At 56.2% G+C, this 18,767-nt stretch carries 10 protein-coding genes; 8 read left to right on the top strand and 2 right to left on the bottom strand.

Annotated features, from left to right (window positions below; translation table 11 throughout):
* Positions 1–248: 248 nt before the first annotated feature.
* The gene (locus ACFPQ5_RS03320; protein WP_379751838.1) at positions 249–419 is read left to right on the top strand and encodes a hypothetical protein; all 171 of its coding nucleotides are present in this window, start codon (positions 249–251) and stop codon (positions 417–419) included.
* Positions 420–689: 270 nt separating this feature from the next.
* On the opposite strand, the gene ACFPQ5_RS03315 is transcribed toward ACFPQ5_RS03320, so the two are convergent.
* The gene (locus ACFPQ5_RS03315) at positions 690–1,913 is read right to left on the bottom strand and encodes an integrase domain-containing protein (protein WP_379751837.1); all 1,224 of its coding nucleotides are present in this window, start codon (positions 1,911–1,913) and stop codon (positions 690–692) included.
* A gap of 1,425 nt (positions 1,914–3,338) precedes the next feature.
* Between ACFPQ5_RS03315 and ACFPQ5_RS03310 the strand changes: the two genes are divergently transcribed.
* From ACFPQ5_RS03310 to ACFPQ5_RS03290, 5 genes are all read left to right on the top strand, one after another.
* Positions 3,339–4,058 (top strand): nucleotide-binding protein, encoded by a 720-nt coding sequence (locus ACFPQ5_RS03310; RefSeq protein WP_379751836.1) that lies wholly within the window; start codon positions 3,339–3,341, stop codon positions 4,056–4,058.
* 2 nt (positions 4,059–4,060) lie between these two features.
* Positions 4,061–4,639, top strand: coding sequence for a hypothetical protein (locus ACFPQ5_RS03305; RefSeq protein ID WP_379751835.1), 579 nt, complete (start codon positions 4,061–4,063; stop codon positions 4,637–4,639).
* Positions 4,640–4,719: 80 nt separating this feature from the next.
* Positions 4,720–5,979, top strand: a complete 1,260-nt coding sequence (locus ACFPQ5_RS03300) for a CAP domain-containing protein (RefSeq protein ID WP_379751834.1) — start codon at positions 4,720–4,722, stop codon at positions 5,977–5,979.
* 1,174 nt (positions 5,980–7,153) lie between these two features.
* Positions 7,154–8,155, top strand: a complete 1,002-nt coding sequence (locus ACFPQ5_RS03295) for a tyrosine-type recombinase/integrase (protein ID WP_379751833.1) — start codon at positions 7,154–7,156, stop codon at positions 8,153–8,155.
* On the top strand, positions 8,152–9,042 hold the full coding sequence (locus ACFPQ5_RS03290) for a hypothetical protein (protein WP_379751832.1): 891 nt from the start codon (positions 8,152–8,154) through the stop codon (positions 9,040–9,042). The genes ACFPQ5_RS03295 and ACFPQ5_RS03290 overlap by 4 nt, the downstream gene beginning before the upstream one ends.
* 219 nt (positions 9,043–9,261) lie before the next feature.
* On the opposite strand, the gene ACFPQ5_RS03285 is transcribed toward ACFPQ5_RS03290, so the two are convergent.
* Positions 9,262–10,629 (bottom strand): RepB family plasmid replication initiator protein, encoded by a 1,368-nt coding sequence (locus ACFPQ5_RS03285; RefSeq protein WP_379751831.1) that lies wholly within the window; start codon positions 10,627–10,629, stop codon positions 9,262–9,264.
* Between the two features lie 2,377 nt (positions 10,630–13,006).
* On the opposite strand from ACFPQ5_RS03285, the gene ACFPQ5_RS03280 reads away from it, so the two are divergent.
* Entirely contained in the window at positions 13,007–14,122 is a 1,116-nt protein-coding gene (locus tag ACFPQ5_RS03280; protein ID WP_379751830.1) for a ParA family protein, read from the top strand.
* A 33-nt stretch (positions 14,123–14,155) separates the two neighbouring features.
* The gene (locus ACFPQ5_RS03275; protein WP_379751829.1) at positions 14,156–15,208 is read left to right on the top strand and encodes a ParB/RepB/Spo0J family partition protein; all 1,053 of its coding nucleotides are present in this window, start codon (positions 14,156–14,158) and stop codon (positions 15,206–15,208) included.
* Positions 15,209–18,767 lie beyond the last annotated feature (3,559 nt).

The raw sequence follows: 18,767 nt of genomic DNA, 5'->3' as shown, positions 1-18,767 counted from the left end.
CAAAACAGAAACTTGCCCTTGCCGCTTAACCTCTACTTTTAGCGCGCTCTAAAAACGGGGGGATTACCACTCTATCTCCAAGTATGTTTGTGTCCATTAACTTTAAAGCTGTCCAAGTCGCACATACGACTCTAGAGCTGATCGATTAGCTACCTCGGGCTAATCGGTTGCTGACTTGCCTGTTGAAATTTGCGGCTTAATATAGACCGCGCAACAAAGCTTTCTCAACAACTTCTGGAGCAAAAATAATGGAATTTTTTAACGCACTCAAGGATTTGACCTTCGCGCAATGGTTCGTTGGATGCGCAGTCCTTCTCGTTATCTTCGGTGGCTCGTCAGTTAGTCTTGACGAAGAAGATGACAACAGCGATTACGACAACGCGAGCTGGAACCCGGCGAGTGTTAACTACAATGAGTAATCAGTAGCTGCCCTCCGCCATCATGTAGTCCGATAATTTAGCCTCAGCAACGGTTGGTAAATGCCGCTACGGATGAACCGAATGCTGAGGCCGTGCTCGGGCTAGACAAACCTAATGCACTAAGGCGTAAATCGGGTCAGATTAGCTGCGAACATACGTAGCCGCGCCGGACGCGATAGTCCTCGCCGACACCGTCGAATAACCAAAAGCATATGCAGCACTCAATAGAGATGCTTGGTTAGGTCCGGCAATTTTTATGATGCGGTGCTTTCATACGCCGGCAAAGTGATTGGCCGCAGCTTCAAGTGCAGCAATATTGTTTGTGCTCAGCGCCAGCCATTCAGTGCAATAACGGCTGCTGTGATGCTCCCAAAGCGCTTGGGTAAAACGTGGATCGACATAGGCACGGGCCATCATGAGTTCAGTTGTAAGGCGAAGACAATCTTCCATCCGATCTGCAGGGATATCTTTGATTCGATCGGCTGGGATCAACGCGACAGCCGCCTCAATCGCAGTCTTGGTGCGACCCGGAGAATCAGGCGCAGCGTCTCGATCAAATGAACCAATGTAGGCTGAGATAATGATTTTGCGGGAGTGGCCCAGCAATTCGCTGACCTTCACGCAATTCAGATCCAAATCTTCTTTCGGCATCTGGCCTTTTGTGCCGCCCAACGTGGGCGGAATTACGTTAGCAATCAGGGCAGCATTCTCGGCATATTGGGCACGCAGCCCGTGTCCAGTGACATTACTAATTGCCTTGGTAATTCCAATTTTAGCCAGCATCTTATGCCACTTCGCGAGGTTATAATCGATCGTTGCGGCGCTTCCATCGCGCTTTGTAGGCCAACCCAGGTGCTCGCTTTTTTTAACGATGGATTTAACATGATCTAGTACCACGCGTTGTTCAGGCGTATCCAAATAAATGTTTCTTGGACGCCCGCCTTTCGTCCTGTACGCCGCAAAATGAACAACCGCATCAACTTTCCAAGGATAGCATTCGATAACCTCTTTCCTTCGAAGTCCGAAAGCTACGGCCAGCCGCAGCATCGCACCGAAGCGAATATCCAACGCATCAGCTTCTCGTACCTTTTCGGCGACATCGATTCCATTTGCCACCCAGCTCTTGCTAGAGGTTGCAGCAGCTTTAACGCGCAATTCTCCCTTTGGGACATGTGGCAGGTAATGAGGCGCGTCCTTGACCATATCGCCCTTTCCGATCCACCGACAGAATATCCGCAGGTACGATAATTTCACCTGGATTGTTTTCGCGGTAAAGCCATCGCTGTGCCATGACATGCAGAGAGCGCGCACGTGTTTATCCCCGAGGTTATCGGGTTTCTGGAGTTTGAAACCCAGTGCCGAAAGCCGACGGAAATCGGCGTGAAGTGCTTCGCCAATGGCCGATTTCGTTCGCTCACTGGCGACCTTGCCATTCGTCCTGGTCCCGGCGTTTGCCTGGAGGATTGCGTTAAGTTGTGTTTTGAGCATGTCCATATGTTCTCCATTCTATTAAGACGCGTTGGAAGACGCATCGCTATACACGCTCCTTGGGAACGCGTAGAGGGATGCGGCCTTGCCACCAATTTGGTACTGCTACTGTTTGCCGGGGAGAGGGACCCAAACGTAAGCAAACTAATTTCATAAAGTCTCCCCTCTTGGCAAAGAGACAATATGTCGGCACCTTTCGGCCACCGATCGCCTGACTTACCGCTGCCAGGCCTGGAACTCTCACGTGGTATCTCACGTAGCGCTTCCCGCCCCTGTGGGCAGGTCTTTGGTGGCGCTAGCACCAGATGGTCTTACTCACGCCCGGGGGCGTCGCGGAGGCAGCATTGGCACTGGCATTTGGCCAGCGATTCCTGCGTCTGTGAGCTTCCAGATGTCCGCCTGTTTACGTCTCTATATGAATGGCATGGCCCAGACCGGAGCCAACGGCGCAGCTGCTATCGAGCTGCTGGTGTCACGTGCCGAAATCCCTCAAACCGCCCTGCAAACGACACAGGAAAAATCACGATCAGTGGGAAATCAGCGTTCCTAGATGCCGCGTAACCCTGATGTAGCCTGGGTTTCGTCGACACTCAGTGTTCCTCAAGGTTTCCTGCACCCTGTCAAAAAAAAGGCGCAAAAGCGCCCTGACGTGCAGGAGAAGAACAGTTGCAGAAGAGATGCCAGGCCAAACTGCCCTGGTCGAAATGATGGCCGCAAAGGCGGCGGTGCAAATTGGTACTTTTCGATTCGTAAGGAACAGAAAAGGAATGTATTTTACAACTATGCCGCAAAGTCGGCGTTGAGTAGATCATATAACGAAAAAATTCCTCTGGTCAAGAAAATGCTAGCGAAAAACGGTGGCTTTTTAAGTCGAATATGCGTCGTCGTGCAGTGTAAGGTAGCGGTGTTGATGAAATATATCAACCGCATACCATCGATATATCACCAGTATAGCTTCTGTATATCACTCGTATATCACCTATATATCATCACGCAGGAGCGTAGCTTGAAACATAAATTCGGACCAGAACTAGCTCATACATGACCTCAAATCTTCTCGCATCGATTGCACCGCCAGAAAAAACAAAGTCACAACGCCTCGCCGATCTCTTGCCTGCGATCGAAGGAGCGCTAGCGGTTGGTCATAGTCATGCCGCTATACATGAATACGTCAAAAATACTATAGGACTTGATCTTACTCTTCGTTATTACCATCTCATACTACACAGACTGCGTCGGAGGAGTCTAAAAGAGAACAGCAAACCTTCTGTGCGCCCCACGCCCGTGGCGCCAGTGCGAGTACCGGCTGGGGGTGTGGTGGAGGCGGGATCACCGAGTGAGCCCGCCGACGAAAACAAGGCCGCAGGTGAGCGATTTACTTATGACGTCAAAGCATCAATTAACGAGTTTTTCTCATAAAGGAAGCAACAAATGAAAAATATCCACCTGATAATGATGGGCAAAGGCGGTGTTGGCAAATCAACCATTGCAGTGCTGCTGGCTCAAGCTTTAAAGAGAAAAATGGCAGGCTTGCGTTGTGCCGATCTTGATCCGACCAATGCGACGTTCAGCGGATATCCGGCACTAGACGCGAAGCACTATGACATCGCTGATGACGACTTTAATATCGATCCATCTGAATTTGACAGACTGATGGAAGACATATTGACTTCGGAATCCGATTGGGTAATTGACACCGGTGCAGCTACATTCCTCCCGTTGATGAACTATCTCATTCAGAATAAATTAATCGCATTCCTAGAGGAAAACAATCGCCGGGTTATCATCCACGCTCCATTGGTTGGCGGGCCGGCAATGGACGAAACTATTCGTGGACTGCAAGCGATCCTTAAGATCGGCACTGCATCTGTTGTCGTCTGGGAAAACGATTTCTTTGGTCCAGTTGAAAAAAACGGAAAGCGGTTTCTTCAAACCGCAGGATATGAACAGTTTAAAAGTCGCGTGTTGGGCTTAGTGCATCTCGTAAAGCGTGATCCCAAGCAGTCCGAAAAGGATTTACTCGCGATGAACGAGCGTCGTCTTACTTGGGATGAAGCATTGACCGACCCGAAATTCTTGATCATGTCCCGGCAACGTTTGACGGTCATGCGACGCGAAATCGACGAACAGATTGACGCTGTGGAGTTCTAGGAATGACCACATCTTCAGAGAGAAAAGCTTTGTCGGTTGAGCTCTACGAAATGACCGGTGATGCGATACCGGAGTCCGACCCAATCATTACCGGCGCCCTATTCTTCTCATATAAGCTTTGCCAGGCCAGTCGCTTAGCCGAAGATCAGATAAGGGAGGCGGGACGACTCGCCGCGCAAGAAGTTCGAGAGGCAGCGTCAGCAATATCGAGCGCCGCTAAGGAAGCTCAGGCCAGCGCCGAAGCTTCGTCCCAAACAGCGGCGACGTTGTCTAAAAGGGCGGACGGAGAGCGGTTGCTGTTGCTGAAAGCGATCGACTCTCAAACTGCTCACTTCGTGAAGCTGACGGCCAAGGCTCAGTTTAGCTCCGACGGAATTCGATACGTCCCTATCTGGCATGTTCTTGTCGGTGCTATCGCTGGCGCAGTGGCGCTTGTGTTCGCATGGCTCATTGGGGTTGAACAAGCTACTGTCCGCGCAGAGGAGGCGGCAGTTGGCCGAGCATTTGCTCGAGTGCTCCCTACATTGGAACCAAAGGTCCGAAAGCAGCTTATGGAGCGCCTAAAAAGACCGCTCCCTTGATGTACCGACGTCGCAAGAACCCGACTTGCGCCGTCGATTTTGCCGGCTACTCTTTCCCTTTATCAATGAAGGAGTACAGCGTGTTCGACAAGAATTCCACCAAAGTCAATATCGCCCGGTTTCATTGCGTCTTGCGCAACCGCGCCATCCTGCTCTGTTACTTTCACGCTGCTCGCGTTCCACAGGCGCCGGCAGCCGCGTCTAGCTGTTGGAGCACCGATGTCAACGGCAACGACCCGATCTATCACGTTTATAAGTTCCAGAAAAGAAGCGTGCCCGACCCGTCGACAGGCAAAATCTCGACAAAATGTAAAACCTCCGTTTCCGCAGTTGCAGTTGCCATGCTCCTCGTTGCTTGCGGCGGAGGCGGCGGCGATTCGGCTCCTTCGACGCCAGTACAGAGCACCCCTACGACTACGACGCCACCGGCCCCGGTTATTACTCCAGCGGATATCCAAACCAGCGTTCCAGCCTTCACCTACGCTGCGACCAGCGAAGAGAATATGTTTATTAACGCGCTGAACACCTTCCGCGCTCAGGTCGGCCTCGGCCTGCTGGCGCAAAGCCCTCTGCTCGACAAGGCAGCAGCCAATCACCTGGCGTATGTGCTCAAGAACGACGTGAACACCGGCGGCACCCTCAACATGAATAGCGTCGATCCTGTGACCGGCCGCGCTATGTTCCACATCGAAAGCGGCGACAAGCCACTGTTCACCGGGATTCAGGAAATCGATCGTGCTAAGTCGGTCGGCTACGCTGGCGTCTACGTCGGTGAGCAGGGCGCCTTCGGCGGCGGCAAAGGTGCGCAAGTTGCTTTCGATTCACTGGCATCGACCGTCTATCACCGTGCTGGCCTGATGTTCCAGGGGCCACGTGAAGTTGGCATCGCAGTTGGTCAGAACAGCTCGCAGACTTTCGTCATGGAAGTCGGCTACGGAAGGGCGCAATCGCAGGCAAGTGATTTCGTCGGCGTGTACCCTGCTGCGAACCAAACCGCAGTTGGCCTGAGTGCTGGCGTCGAGTCGCCAAATCCGTTCCCCGACCTCTCGACGGCGAATGCGGATTTTCCGACCAAGACCGGCTATCCTGTGACCGTCACCGTTAAGGAAGGTGCGATCCTCGAACTGGTCTCGTTCACGCTGACCGAAGCCGGCGTCGCTGCACCGCTTGACGCACGTGTGATGACGAAGGATAACGACCCGAACGAGTACCTAGCCGCCAACTTTGCCGTGCTGGTCGCGAAGGCACCCCTCAAGCAGAACACCAAGTACATGGCCTCCTTCTTCGGCCGCGTGAACAACGTTGCGGTGAAAAAGGATTGGTCCTTCACTACCCGGTAATAACTCGATTGCTAGGTCAACGCAACTAAGTTGGCCTAGTTCCTCAAAACGCTTAGTCTCGGCGCCGAGCGGTTTTTCTTTTGGGCGCTATCTTCCGTGCTTGCCGCACGTTGCGGAAGACGCAATCGTTCTCAATGCAGGGTTGATTTTCGCTCTCGCCGATTTCTTCAGCATTTGCTGGGCGGTGGCGGGATTTTTTGCAAAGCTGAACGGACGCCCCTAGAAATTCAGCTCATGCACGGAGTAGATGGAGTAGGACTGACCTTCTTGAGTCTCACTTAGAACTCCTAGTGAGCCGCAATTGCCGACTCATTCAGAATAGCGTTCATGCAATACTCCTAATAGATCCCTATGGCGGGTTAAGAACAGAATAAGTAGGCGTCACTTCTCAATGCAGCGCATAGACAAAGAAGCATTTTTAATGCCAGAGGTCGACAGCGTTTATGTATAGCAACTTAAACTTGATGTCTGCCACTAACTTGATCGCGCAAATGCCCGCGGACTACAAAAACAAGGTTCGGTTTTTGCAGCCTGTTTTTGAGAACCTTATACGAATCAAGAGTTTAGCTGGAGCAGGTGATGGACACCGTGTCCATCACCTGCTCCGCTTTCCGCTCACTACAAGCGGCTTAGCCCGAATATTGAGCAAAGGCAGATATACGGCGCTGCGGAGCTGCAGGTCCACTCGATCGACGTTGAGGTGCCTAGGCGCAGCGTTGCCGGCGTCTGTGGGCCCGTTCCAGTCGCCGACCAGCATGCAGGCGGGCTTGGTTGAATCGACGTCCAGGGCCATCGCCAGCAGCTGTACGAATCCTTGCGGATTTCCTATCCCACTCGCACGAACGACCAAGGCGCGCACGGGCAATATGCTTTCGACATCCGAGCAGGGCAGAACGGCACGCTGCAATCTGGGTAACTAACCCACGAACAACAAACGCAACCACTCCCTCCAGATACGCCTCGGACTGTTCTACGTCCGAACGCCCCTGGCAACTCAACCAGCCCCAGTGCTAAAAGAGCCAAGAGAGAGAAAAGAGCAAAAAGAGAGCAGAGAGGACCCGCCGGCCCCATCGGAGACCGCGGCGGTAGAACACCTTGGGGTAACGCTAAGTATAGGTGGGTTAGTTACCCAATATGCTATGCTTGGCGACAACTCCACCCTCCTTTCCCTCTCATGAAAAACCTGACTCCGTGGGACGCCGACCCGGTCAAGGGCTTCAAAGAATTCGTCGTCACCGATGCTTTTTCGAAAACCGCCCAGCGTCTCCGCGCCGACGGCACGCTCAAGGCAATGTCGAAAGAGTCGGCCAAGACGTACGTCTTCATGTTCGCCAACGCCGTGGCATGGATCACCGAGCAGGGGAAGACGCTCACGACCGTAACCGCCGGCGACCTGGTGCGCTTCGTCAGCCGCGTCGACGGCGGCAAGCCGGTCTTGAACAGCAAAATCGGGTACCGCTACCTGCGCCTGCTGGAACGCTGCTACCAGCACTTGGGCATCACCCCCAATCCAGCGAAGCAGGCGATTCTGGCCACCGACCGGGCGGAACTGCCGAAGGACGATCCGGGCCGGGCACTCTCCCCCGAGCAGCTGCAGCGGTTCTTCGACGCTCTGCCGGCGGAGCCACCGCGGGGCAAGCGCGTCGTCCCGTTCTCCGGCTGGAATCACCGGCGCGACCGGGCAATGCAGGTTGTGATCGCGCGGGCCGGCCTTACCGTGTCGGAGGCGATCGGACTGCTCTTGCACGAGGTCGGCAACCAGGTGGCGCTGGACGGCTCGATCGACCTGACCATCACGCCAGAAGAAAAGCACGAGACCAGCTACGAGCACATCGCTCCCCTGCCCCGCGAAGGCGTGGTCGAGCTGCTGCCTTGGATGGATGAGCGGCGCCGGATGGTAAAGGAGGTGGCCATGAAGGGCGACTTCGTCTTCCCGGCCAACCTCGAGGGCGCCAAGATGACCAAGAAAACGGTCTACAAGCAGATCAAGGCGACGTTCGCCCGCGCAGGCCTGGACACTTCCCGGGCTGGCGGCCGCACCTTGCGCAACACGTTCGCGAAGGCACAATTGGACGCCGGCGCCAGACCCGACGAGTTGAAGGACGTGCTCGGCCTGGCGCTGGAGCGGTCTGCCGCCGACTACAAATTTACCCGCATCAAAGACGATCCGAAATGAAGCTGTCCACCATCCTCGAAACCCTCGCCGCCGCCCGGTTACCTTCTGTCACCAGCGAGCAGCTGCGGCACCTGGTCGGCACCGCCGAGGGCAAAGCGTTCGCTGACGACCTGAAATGGTTCGCCGCCGGCGAGACTGGACGCCGCGAGCAGCTGGCCGCCGTCGTGCACGCGCTGGCGCCAGCCGTGCGTGGCACGGTGGAGCAGCTGGGCTTCCAGTTCGACCTCCCGGCCCTGATCGCCGCGGCCAAGGTCGACGGATCGACAGGCTTCGACACGATCAAGGCTGCGAACGCGAACCCCGGCAACCGGGCCCGCGCTATCGCTTACCTCCAGGGCGTTGGAATGCAGTTGGCCAACCGCACCGCGGCGGCGCCGGCACTGGCCACGCCACTCGAACCGCCCTACTACAGCTTTAAAATCTTTTCGTCAGCGGCGGCGCTGTGCATTGCAGAAGCCACGACCAGGGCTGAACGCAAGCACACGATCAACATCGAGGGTGCCGTAGTGCTCGCCGGCGGCGGCGCCTGCAAGACGTTCGACTGGCCGAACAAGATCGTGGTGCAGCTCACCGTGCAGGAAGCCTACCAAGTGCTGGCCCTGCTGGAGAACAAGATCCGGTCGCTCCGCTTCGATGGTCATGGGCGCGAGCACGACAAGTCGCTCCAGATCGAGTTCCAGGACTCGCACTATTATTTCCGCCTGATCCAGCGCGGCCGGTCCGTCGTTGCCGTCCCGGTGCGTGCGGTTGACTCGCTTCAGATCGTTTCGCTGTTATACAAACAACTGTTGCGTAACGAAAGCCACCTGGGCATCGGCGATATCCGGGCAATGATTGACCGCATGGTGGCGATGATGCCGATCGCAGTTGATCCGCTCCGTCGATAAGCATTGGCGCGGTTGCTATTCTGGACGCCGGTCAGGCTCACCGTTCATTCAGATCGAAGGAGCGCTGGCGCTGGACGGCCCTACCACCGTCGGATTAACTGGACGGACAGGCCTCCCGAGCTCCCGGAAGCGGTCCCGAATGCATGAGCTGCCTGCACATTGCAGGGGGCTAGGCGAATCCTCCCAACATCATTGCACTACAGCCATCTTGAGATGACGTCAGATCAAGACCTGGTTCTTGTCCGCAAAATGGGACAACTTTTCGACAGTAGGCTCACCCCACAGCGCGTCGGCGTACCACAGGCTCAGGGCCGTTCGCGTCACACCTTTTTCGAGCACTTTGTCGAGCGCTGGCACTTTACCGGTCGCCTGCGCCCGGAACTGTTCATAGGTCGTGCTACGCTGATCGGCATCCATCTCCTTAAACACGTCGAGTGCGAGCCTGGCGCGCGCACTCAAAAAACGCTCGAGCAACGTAGGTCCCTCGGCCGCCGATCCAGCCTTAAGCCGAGGTTCCATTTTCTTGTCCGGCAGCTTGGCTTCACTCTTCAAGGCCCAGCGCAGGTAAGCCACTTTTGAATGGACCGGGCCACCATTGGCTGAGCCGATGCGGGCCGCGACCACGGCCAGCGCCTGATAGATCTTGTCGTCCGCATACTCGCCAATGACATTGCTCGCTTCCTGCTGGGTCATGCCCAACGCCATCAACTTCTCCAGCAAGGTCAGATCGATCGTGAACGGCGCACCCGATTCTTGCTGGGTATCCGGTTTGAACTCGACACGAAACTGCAGCTGCTGAACACGACGCCCAAGCTTATGCTCGATTAGCTCGACTTCGATATCGGTGACCCGATTGACCTCGGCGATCGCGTTCTTGAGAACATCGCGCTTGAAATACTTGTACTCGGGTAAATCCTCCGGCTTCTCGGGCATCGGATTTCCAGTAAGCAGACCGTACCAATGCTCGACCGGATAAATCGACGTCAACTTCGATGGATTGGTCGCGTAGCGCCGGCACAATTCGTACAAGGCCAGGGCGGTACCGGACCTCAGGAGTCCCTGGTAATGAATGCTGAGCCGGGTGTAGGTTTCCGGCTGCATGACACTCTCGTGCACTTCTGGCGGGAACGCAAAGCCGACCCATACTTGGCCGGTCCGGCTGTGCAGGCCCTTGGGATTCACGAAAGTTACCGATGCGATCAGGCGCTCGCTGGTCCACTGGCGGTCAGTCTCGAGCAGAAGCTTGATGTCCTGCATCTCGGAGATCTGTTCACGCAAAAACTGCATGTCCCGGCTGTCGTAACTCGCGTTGCGCGCCAGGACCGATAACGGCACCCAGAAATATTTTTGCGCGGCAGGAGTGTCGATCGGTGCGTCCTGTCCCAGCTTGCGAATCCGCTGGGCGTGGTACATGAGGACATTGAACACCTTGCGGTTCAGAAGGGTGAGGCGGCCGGAGACGACGCGCAGTCCGATTGCCTCGTTTGACTTGCGAATCTCGAGTTCTGAACGCTGCGCGGTCGGCTTGACGGCCACGTCGACAACATCGCTCGTACTGGCAGCCATCTCATCGGCCTTCTCCGCCATCTGCAATCTCCCCTTCTGCGTCAAACCATGCGCACTCCATTGCCAAAACGCATTATTGCATGCGTCCCCATACGTGAGTCAAGTATATTCACCTTCGCCAGGTGAGCACAACCAGACACGAATCTTCACCTCCCTGTAATCTCTCACCTTTCGTTTTCATTAACGTCTTCGCTCCTGTAAAAGCTCACCTTTGCGCCCTTTCGCCGTCGATTTAGCCCAGCGTAACCGCTTGCCGTCGAGATCGCGAGGCACAGGCGCACCTGGTGATAGCGCGTCATGTCGCACATGATCGAGTAGGCGGCGATGCCCCGACGCCAGCTCCATGGAGACGCTTGCCACCGACCGCGATACCTCGCCAATCGCACACAAATTACTGCAGTCCGTCGCGCCAACGTCACCGGCCGGGCTTCTTGGTACAGGCAAGGCACCTGTCGCGCCGTCGCTCGGACCTGGACTGGCGACGGTATCCACATCAATCCCTGTAGACACTCACCTTGCGCACGTCGCATATCGCTCCCGCTCATCAGGCTCACCTTGGCGCCACGCGGGAAAGTACAAGCTGGACACGAAGAAACCTCTCCTTCCAATCACCAGGCCCCACTGCTCCCTGTAGAAGCTCACCTTGCGGTTGGCGTTCCTGTATGACCTCACCTTTTGCGGTATACCTGCCTGAATCCACTCACCTCCAGTCCCCGGATCCGCTCACTCTGCAGTAAGCCCGTCCCCGCACAGACTCACCCACGTCCCTGGACAATCTCACCTAAGTACCCGTGGGATCTCACCTCAAATCGCTGAAACGCGCATGGACACTGGCTTTCAGGGCCACGTAAACAGGTAAACAGAGGGTTAACTATGTTTTTCAAATAAAACCTTCTCAATACACGAGACGGCTACACACTGCGGATCCGATGAACACCAACAAACCAACCATCACGCCGAGGCTGCTCCGCGTACTCTTCGCACACCAGCACGGCTACCTCGGCAACAGTTACCGCTCAGGTCAGGAAGCGGCACGCACCTGTGCCAACGCTTCGGTGTCGAAGCCAGGCAGTCCAGGTCACACCTGGTCGACCCGGACCATCCCGAATTGAACAGTGGATGCGACGACACGGCTGACCGACAGTGGGCGAAACAGCGCACTGCCTTTCTGCAGCTGATTGCCCCTGCATGAAACAGCTGCCTGTACAAGGTGCCCGGTACGGCATGGGGCTCGCTACAGTACCTGGCTTCGGAAACGTCGACCATCCGTCCCCGTACACACTCACCTATCAAAAACTGCGAGCGCAGGTCCCTGGACAATCTTACCTTGAGACAGCTGAGCCGCCAGAAGAGCGGACCGTCGGGTCAGCAAGCAGATGCGGGCCATGCAAGCACCCCAGCAATCGGGCAAAGGTCCCTGTTCCACCTCACCTTCGATCCACGCTCCCTGCGGATACTCACCGACACTTGCCGAAGGTCCCTGCTCGTTCTCACTTAAAGGGCTTTGCGTGCCTGAATCCACTCACCTTCACTCCCTGCATGACCTCACCCAACAACGGGCACATCCCTGCATGGGCTCACCGACATCCCCGTAGCATCTCACCCGTGTCCCCGTACGTCCTCACCTCAATCGGCTGGAAGCCGCATGCATGCTGGCTTTCAGCCGGCGTAAACAGGTAAACAGGGGTTAACCTTGTTTTTTCTAATAAAACCTCTCAATTCGCCTGCGAGAACGGTCATAACCGATAGCATCGAAGATCGGCGGTAACACCCCGGCTGGGGCAAGACGCGTCATGCCGCATCATCGGTCATCCGGATCCGTGACATCCGGACGACCACCAAACCAAGCGAAGTCTCCCTGTAGCAGCTCACCGTACGCCGCCCACGGTACGGAACAGGCTCAATATGGGCCACTCCCTGTTGTACCTCACCTTCAGAAACGGAATCCCATCCTTCAAGTCGACTTCTCGGGCACTTAAACACTGACTTGGATGTGGGCTATCGTCCCTGTTGAAGTTAGCCTCATCGAGCTACGTGCGAACGCCTCAACAAGTGCCCGCAAAAAACCAGCCAGCGCTACCATCCGATCCCTGTAAAGGCTCACCTTGGCATCATGACCATCAGTACAGGTCTTTTGAACCAAAAATGCCCGGCGAATGAATTACGCCGCGATACCCCTGTCATTCCTCATCACGAACTAAAGGTGTGACACTTTTCGCGTCCCTGTGGCATCTCACCTAACAACGGTGTAGCGATGTAAAAAGTAGCCTGCGAGGAAAACGTGCCAACAACGTAAACATTGGCTGTTGCAAGGATTTAGTTTGATATCGATATTTTTTCCTTGCACTGAACCGTATTCTTGGGAGAAAATTGCAGGATCAACATTCGGGAGACTGACTTGGGACGCAAGACATTCAAGGTACAAGGGGTGGCCAAGCTGCTCGGCATCAGTGTCGACTCCGTACGTCGCGACGCCGACGAAGCAGGCCTGCAAATTGAACGCCAGGGCGGAAGCGGGCCCAAGACGAGAATTTTTACAGTCGAGAACGTGTTCGACCTGGCTGCGCACCGCGGGCGTAAGTACGGCCTGACACCTAAAACCAAGCGTATCTTGACGGTGTACGCACCCAAAGGCGGGGTGGGCAAGACCACCATCAGTTCGAATATCGCGTGTATTCTCGCCCTGATGGGCTTGCGGGTACTGGTGGTCGATCTCGATTTCCAGGCGAATCTGACAATCTCGTTTGGTTACGACCCCGAGCTCACTCCCGAGGAGGCGGCAACCGCTGGCCTGCCCCAATCAACCTGCGTCGAGTATCACCTCGGCCATCTACTGCCACAGTGGCAGCAAAACGGGACAGTACAGCCGCTGGCCAAGGTCATCAAAAAACCTTTTGGCGATAACGGACCGCACCTGATTCCGTCCGAAGTCACGCTCGACCGCCTGGAGGCGCTGTTCACCGTCGACGCAATCATGGGGAAGAAACCCGAGCTCGCGATCGCACGCTGGCTCGACGAAGGCCTGTCGGGCCGTAATCCGAACCTGGACCTGTCACAATACGACATCGTCATGTTCGACGCCCCCCCGGCAAAAAACCAGACTACACGCGGGGCCCTGTTAGCCAGCGACTTTGCCGTCGCTCCAGTATCGATGGAGCGCTATAGCACGAAGTCAGTGTCCTACCTGGCCGACGTAATCGGTGAGATGAAGAACACGTATAGCAAATTCCCCCAGCTGTCGGTACTCGGCAATTTCTTCGACGCGAAGCGGGTACGTGTAGCCGCCCAGGTCATTGCGCTCACGAGCAAATATCCGGAAGCCTGGATGGACAACCAGATCAGTTCCAGCGAGGAATTCAAAAAGGTACTCGACGACGACGACGGCTTGCCCCTGGCGTTGGCCCGGCCGACGAGCACGCCCGCCGACGAACTGCGGGCGGCAACCCGCGAGCTGGTCGAGCGGATGGCGATGTTGAATTCGAGTACCCAGAAAGACGGCTTGCGCGTCGCGTAAACAACGCCGGTCAATCTTGAAAATGGAGAACCTGTGACGAAACACCAGCAGTCAGAAGCGGACTTTAACGCTTCCTTGGCCGAACGCCTGCGCGCCGTGCCTCGCACCGCGGCGCCGATGCACATGAACGACCTCCCGAGCGGGCCGTCGAAATCCCTGAACGACTTGCTGAGCGATAACGAGCCATCGGAAAGCCCTGTGGCACTTGCATCACCGCGTGCGCCCACCCAGGATGATGGCGGTGTCACCACCCGGCGCGTTCCGCTGCATTTGATCGTCGACTCTCCCTATCAGCCACGCAAGAAATACGACGAGTCCGAACTGCAGCTGCTGGGCGAGACCTTGAAGGGACGTGGACAAGACGAACCGATTACGGTTCGACAGCTCGACGGCGGGAAGTATGAGCTCATCGCCGGGCACCGCCGCGTCCGGGCCGCGCGACTGGTGGGCTGGTCCGAGTTGGATGCCCGCGTCGCCAGTTTTTCGGACCGGGAAGCCTGCCTCGCGACATTGGTACATAACGAAAGCAACGTCAAACTATCCGATTACGAACGCGGCTTGGCCTATCAAACGGCACTCAAGGAGGGCTATGCGTCGACCCAGTCAGGCGTTGCCTCGGTGTTCGGCTGCACGCAGGCGCGCGTCTCTCAATGCCTGAGCCTGTTTGATCTGCCTCAGCCATTGCTGGAACTGATGGCGAAGTACCCAGAGCTGATCACCTATCGCAAGGCGCGCGTCATCAAGGAAGTCCTGGCCAAGCATCCGTCTGGCGAAGAGACGATCATCCGTGCGGTCGAAGCGCTGATCGACACGCCTCAAATGGATCAGTCGGAACTGCGCGCGGTATTACTGAAACCGTTCGAAGCCAAGCGTGTCCGCGTAAAACCTTCCGCCCCGCGTACCATCAGCGACAAGAACGGTGAATCGGCCTTTCAGGTTCAAGTCAAATCACGTGACATCGTGATCCAGGTCGAGGACGGCGTCGATGTCGAACTGGCCCTGCAAAGCGCCTTGGCGGCCTTGAGGGAATTCGCCGTGAGGCTCGAGTTGCCTAGAAAGCAAAAGTCAGGCAACACATCGGACTGATCCTATGTCGTCGCCGGCTACCCAGGCGTGTGCGACGCATGCCGGGCAACGCTCGACGACAGCTACTCGAGGGCGCCTTTGGCGCCCTTTTGTTATGCACGGCGCAGCCAGGAACACTGGATGTGGAGCCGTGCACGCGGCGTTAGCAAGCGGTGTACCGGCGAGCCGTCACAGCCATACAAGCTGCATTTGGCGATTGCCCGAGCTGGCGACGCATGAAGATGCGGTGCAGTTGACGGTTACAGAAGCACGGCGCGCGCTCGTACGCTGTCGCGTCCAATCCGGCGCACGTACCGGCTAGCCTCCCCGACCCGTCTTGTCATCACCAGGCAGCCATGCGCGGACAAAGAATGTCCGCAGTCCGCCGTGGTGGCTCGGTCAGCCCGACGAGCGTTCCACGCGTTCATCGGGATTTTTCCACGATAGCCGTCGCGATGTCTGGGTTAAAAGCGCCGGCATGGCAAGATGCTGGCTGATACGCAGCCAGGGCCATGAAGAGTATGAATAAAGACCGGATTCTCATTCGATACGAAAGGTGATTGTCTACAGGGAGTCATGCCCGGGCATCGAAGCTCCCTTTGGCAGCGCATAGGCCATACCGGAGCGGTAGCGCAGCTTACGTGTGGCATGCCAAGGTTTTCCAGGGGCCGGCCGGAAAACGCGCTCTCGGGAGCCCTGGTCGATTCGAAAGGTGAGTGTCCACGTGAAGCGGGTAAAACAACTTCGCCTGCTCACCTCAGCTCCGAGCAAGTCGTGCACTATCCGTCATGCGCCGAACGAAATGCCGAGCCGGTAATGTCGATGGTCATACCTGCAGGCTTGTATCTCAACTGGCTCGCCTCCCGCATCAATGGATGCGATCGAAGCATCGAAGCGGTCGCTATTGTGAATGGTGAGCTCCTTCAGGGAGGTGTGACGCGGGACGGTGACCGGAACCTCGCCCTGCCGTTCTGGAGCCCCCGCAGCGTGAACGGATATGTATCTCACGCCGGCCAGAGCTGGTTCGCACGAAACTGCTCATGCGACGAGCTCGTTGCAAGCAGAATGGCTGCAGACCCGACGTGAATCGCAGTGATCTTCGTGACATCTAACGTCAAAGGTGAGACCTGGCAGGGAGTGCCTTCCCGTAGACCGAACCGCAGGCGGACGCTGATTGCTGTCTGTTTCCACCCCAGGACAAGTACGCAGGGATAGAAGTGGCGCCAGGCAGTCGGGGCGGATTCGGGAGAAGCGCCTGCGCGTCTCTCACTCCCGGATCACACATTCAGTGTTGCCAGATATAAAGCTTTCCTGGCGAGGACGACGGAGCGTTGCGAATGCACTGTCCTACAGCAGGATCTGCGCACGGTCCCCGAACCGATGGATTATTGCCGGTACATCGACGCCCAGGTTCGTCCCCCGGTGAAAGACAGTAGCAAAGTATGCAGCGAGACCGTGAGCCAGTGAAATGAATCAGTATGCGTTCTATCGCCTATCACTTTCGTGCTCCGTACTCGATCTACCTCGGCCATTATGCTAGCTCACCAGGACGCCGGTATCAGGCGTCGAAACGTCGTTACCCCTGTAAGGTACACGGGCTAATACGATCAATTCTCATTAAATCGAGCCGCGGACGCTCCAATACAACATCTCTTCCGGTCGTCTCGCTAGACATCGAATGGCAGGGCGTGCGGCTGGGCGTGAGGGTCTGCGCATGCTGCGGCGACGTTACGGAGAGGGTAGTATCTGTGGTCCTGGCCGCCCTCTAAGAGGGCACCCAGCTCTTTTCTGAACAATACGAGCCTCGATTATAAGCTGCTTATAAAGCCGGACCATGAGTCGATCCCCATGCGACGCCCCCCTCGGACCGCACCAAGCCAGGCTAATATCACCGGCCGCGGACTGCAGGGAAGATTGTTCTTATGATGCAGCGTGGACCTATGCCTGACTGGACTCCGTAGGTTAGTATTCCAAACGGCGGCACGCATCACACCGCCCCGGAAACGGCCACCAGCGATCCACAGTCACTCGGTCCGATGGTGTGCAAGGTAGTCAGCCAGCTAGCCGAACGTTTCGCATGGAGCAACCCTCGTCATGTTCCGTCTGCGAACCCTCTAAAGAGTGACGTGATGGATGCTCCGGATGCGCTGTCGGTTCCGGGCACACGGTGAAGCTCGGCGCGGATTCTGCCGGGTTGGTCAACGATTGAAAGTACGCTTCGCCTGAAGGCTCGATGACGACTTCCTCTATCGTCCGTACCCGTTATAAGCAGCTTATAAATGTACTGGGCGGATCCCGTTCATGCGAGGGCCCTGTGCCGGCGCCTATAAGCTGCTTATAAACTTGAACGGACCATTCTGCGCTTCTAGCTGAAGAGCACCTGGCAAAGCTCCTGGTCGTACCGCCAACAGATGAGCATGAACCCTAGCACCATGAGCGCGCAGCATACTTGGCGTTCGGCGCGCGAGCCGAATCATGCACCTTCTACGCTCAGGATCTCTAACCAGAAGCTGCCCCGTCGATCCACCAGCGATTGCCGTTCGCAGCCGAGCTTACTGCAATCAGTTGGGTTACGGCCATCATACTCGCCAGCAGGCGACGGCACGCGTGAAGCGCCGACCCTGGCCCACTCTTACATGATTTGGCCTTGTCTATGAACACGAAATGGAGTGTGACGAGGCGCAGGATATTACTATGCGCGTCCGATCGAGTCGACGGCGTTTGAAGCGTGGGTTGCAGCGCAAGAGTTCGGAGAGCCTGTGCAAACGTAGGGGTGGCGGAGCTGCCACGGCACCCGTGCCAGCGTGAAGATGCTCTGGCGCACTTGGTTCGAAAAGTTGAGATACGCGCAGTCGCGACCGTAAATATGGTATTGACGTGGCCGGTACAAAAACACGGTTTATGCAGACTGATCCTGCGCTAATTCACGGCACGAGTCTTACGGCACGTACACACCACAGCCATTGACGCTGCAACCGCTTAAGGGGCAACTAAGGTATCCGGTCGCTCAAGCTTCGCAATTCTAGAACTGAGCTACTACGCCAAGCGGTCAACGCGCTGACGCATCGTTCCCAACCAGTCCGATTTCTTGGCCCGACAAGCAAATTCGATATTAGAAACCATATTGTCGAATAAGTTGGGATAAACTGACATTTAACCCTCCAAGAAGACGTCTAGCAGAGATCCTCTATCGCTAGCGTTACATAGCATAGCTCGACGGTTCCCTGTGTTGCGTTGCATCACAGCTTGACGGCAACGGACAATCTGTCGAATTCTTCGGATCGTTTCGAGTTAACGGCAAACTGTCGATATCTGTCCTTACAATAGGATGATTCCTGAGTCGATCATTTGACCTCGCACTTCGGCTTCCGAAATCGTCATACGTGCGGCGTTCCCTTCTCCAATTAGATACCCTCCCTAGCTACACTTTTCTAGTCGGTAGCTCAACAAGGAGCGCAGCCGTGTCATCAATTCAAAAACCCCGCGCCGCGATTTACGTACGGATGTCAACCGGTAATCCCCCCGTTTTTAGAGCGCGCTAAAAGTAGAGGTTAAGCGGCAAGGGCAAGTTTCTGTTTTG

The organism is Massilia suwonensis, from assembly GCF_042655665.1.
In the GTDB taxonomy this organism is placed as follows: domain Bacteria; phylum Pseudomonadota; class Gammaproteobacteria; order Burkholderiales; family Burkholderiaceae_D; genus Telluria; species Telluria suwonensis.
This window is presented reverse-complemented; position numbering and strand designations above follow the sequence as displayed.

Bases quoted from the DNA above. Each gene is read 5' to 3' on its own strand.
- ACFPQ5_RS03310 (WP_379751836.1), top strand. From the start codon at position 3,339: ATGAAAAATATCCACCTGATAATGATGGGCAAAGGCGGTGTTGGCAAA.
- ACFPQ5_RS03290 (WP_379751832.1), top strand. From the start codon at position 8,152: ATGAAGCTGTCCACCATCCTCGAAACCCTCGCCGCCGCCCGGTTACCT.
- ACFPQ5_RS03320 (WP_379751838.1), top strand. From the start codon at position 249: ATGGAATTTTTTAACGCACTCAAGGATTTGACCTTCGCGCAATGGTTC.
- ACFPQ5_RS03305 (WP_379751835.1), top strand. From the start codon at position 4,061: ATGACCACATCTTCAGAGAGAAAAGCTTTGTCGGTTGAGCTCTACGAA.
- ACFPQ5_RS03285 (WP_379751831.1), bottom strand. From the start codon at position 10,629: ATGGCGGAGAAGGCCGATGAGATGGCTGCCAGTACGAGCGATGTTGTC.
- ACFPQ5_RS03295 (WP_379751833.1), top strand. From the start codon at position 7,154: ATGAAAAACCTGACTCCGTGGGACGCCGACCCGGTCAAGGGCTTCAAA.
- ACFPQ5_RS03315 (WP_379751837.1), bottom strand. From the start codon at position 1,913: ATGGACATGCTCAAAACACAACTTAACGCAATCCTCCAGGCAAACGCC.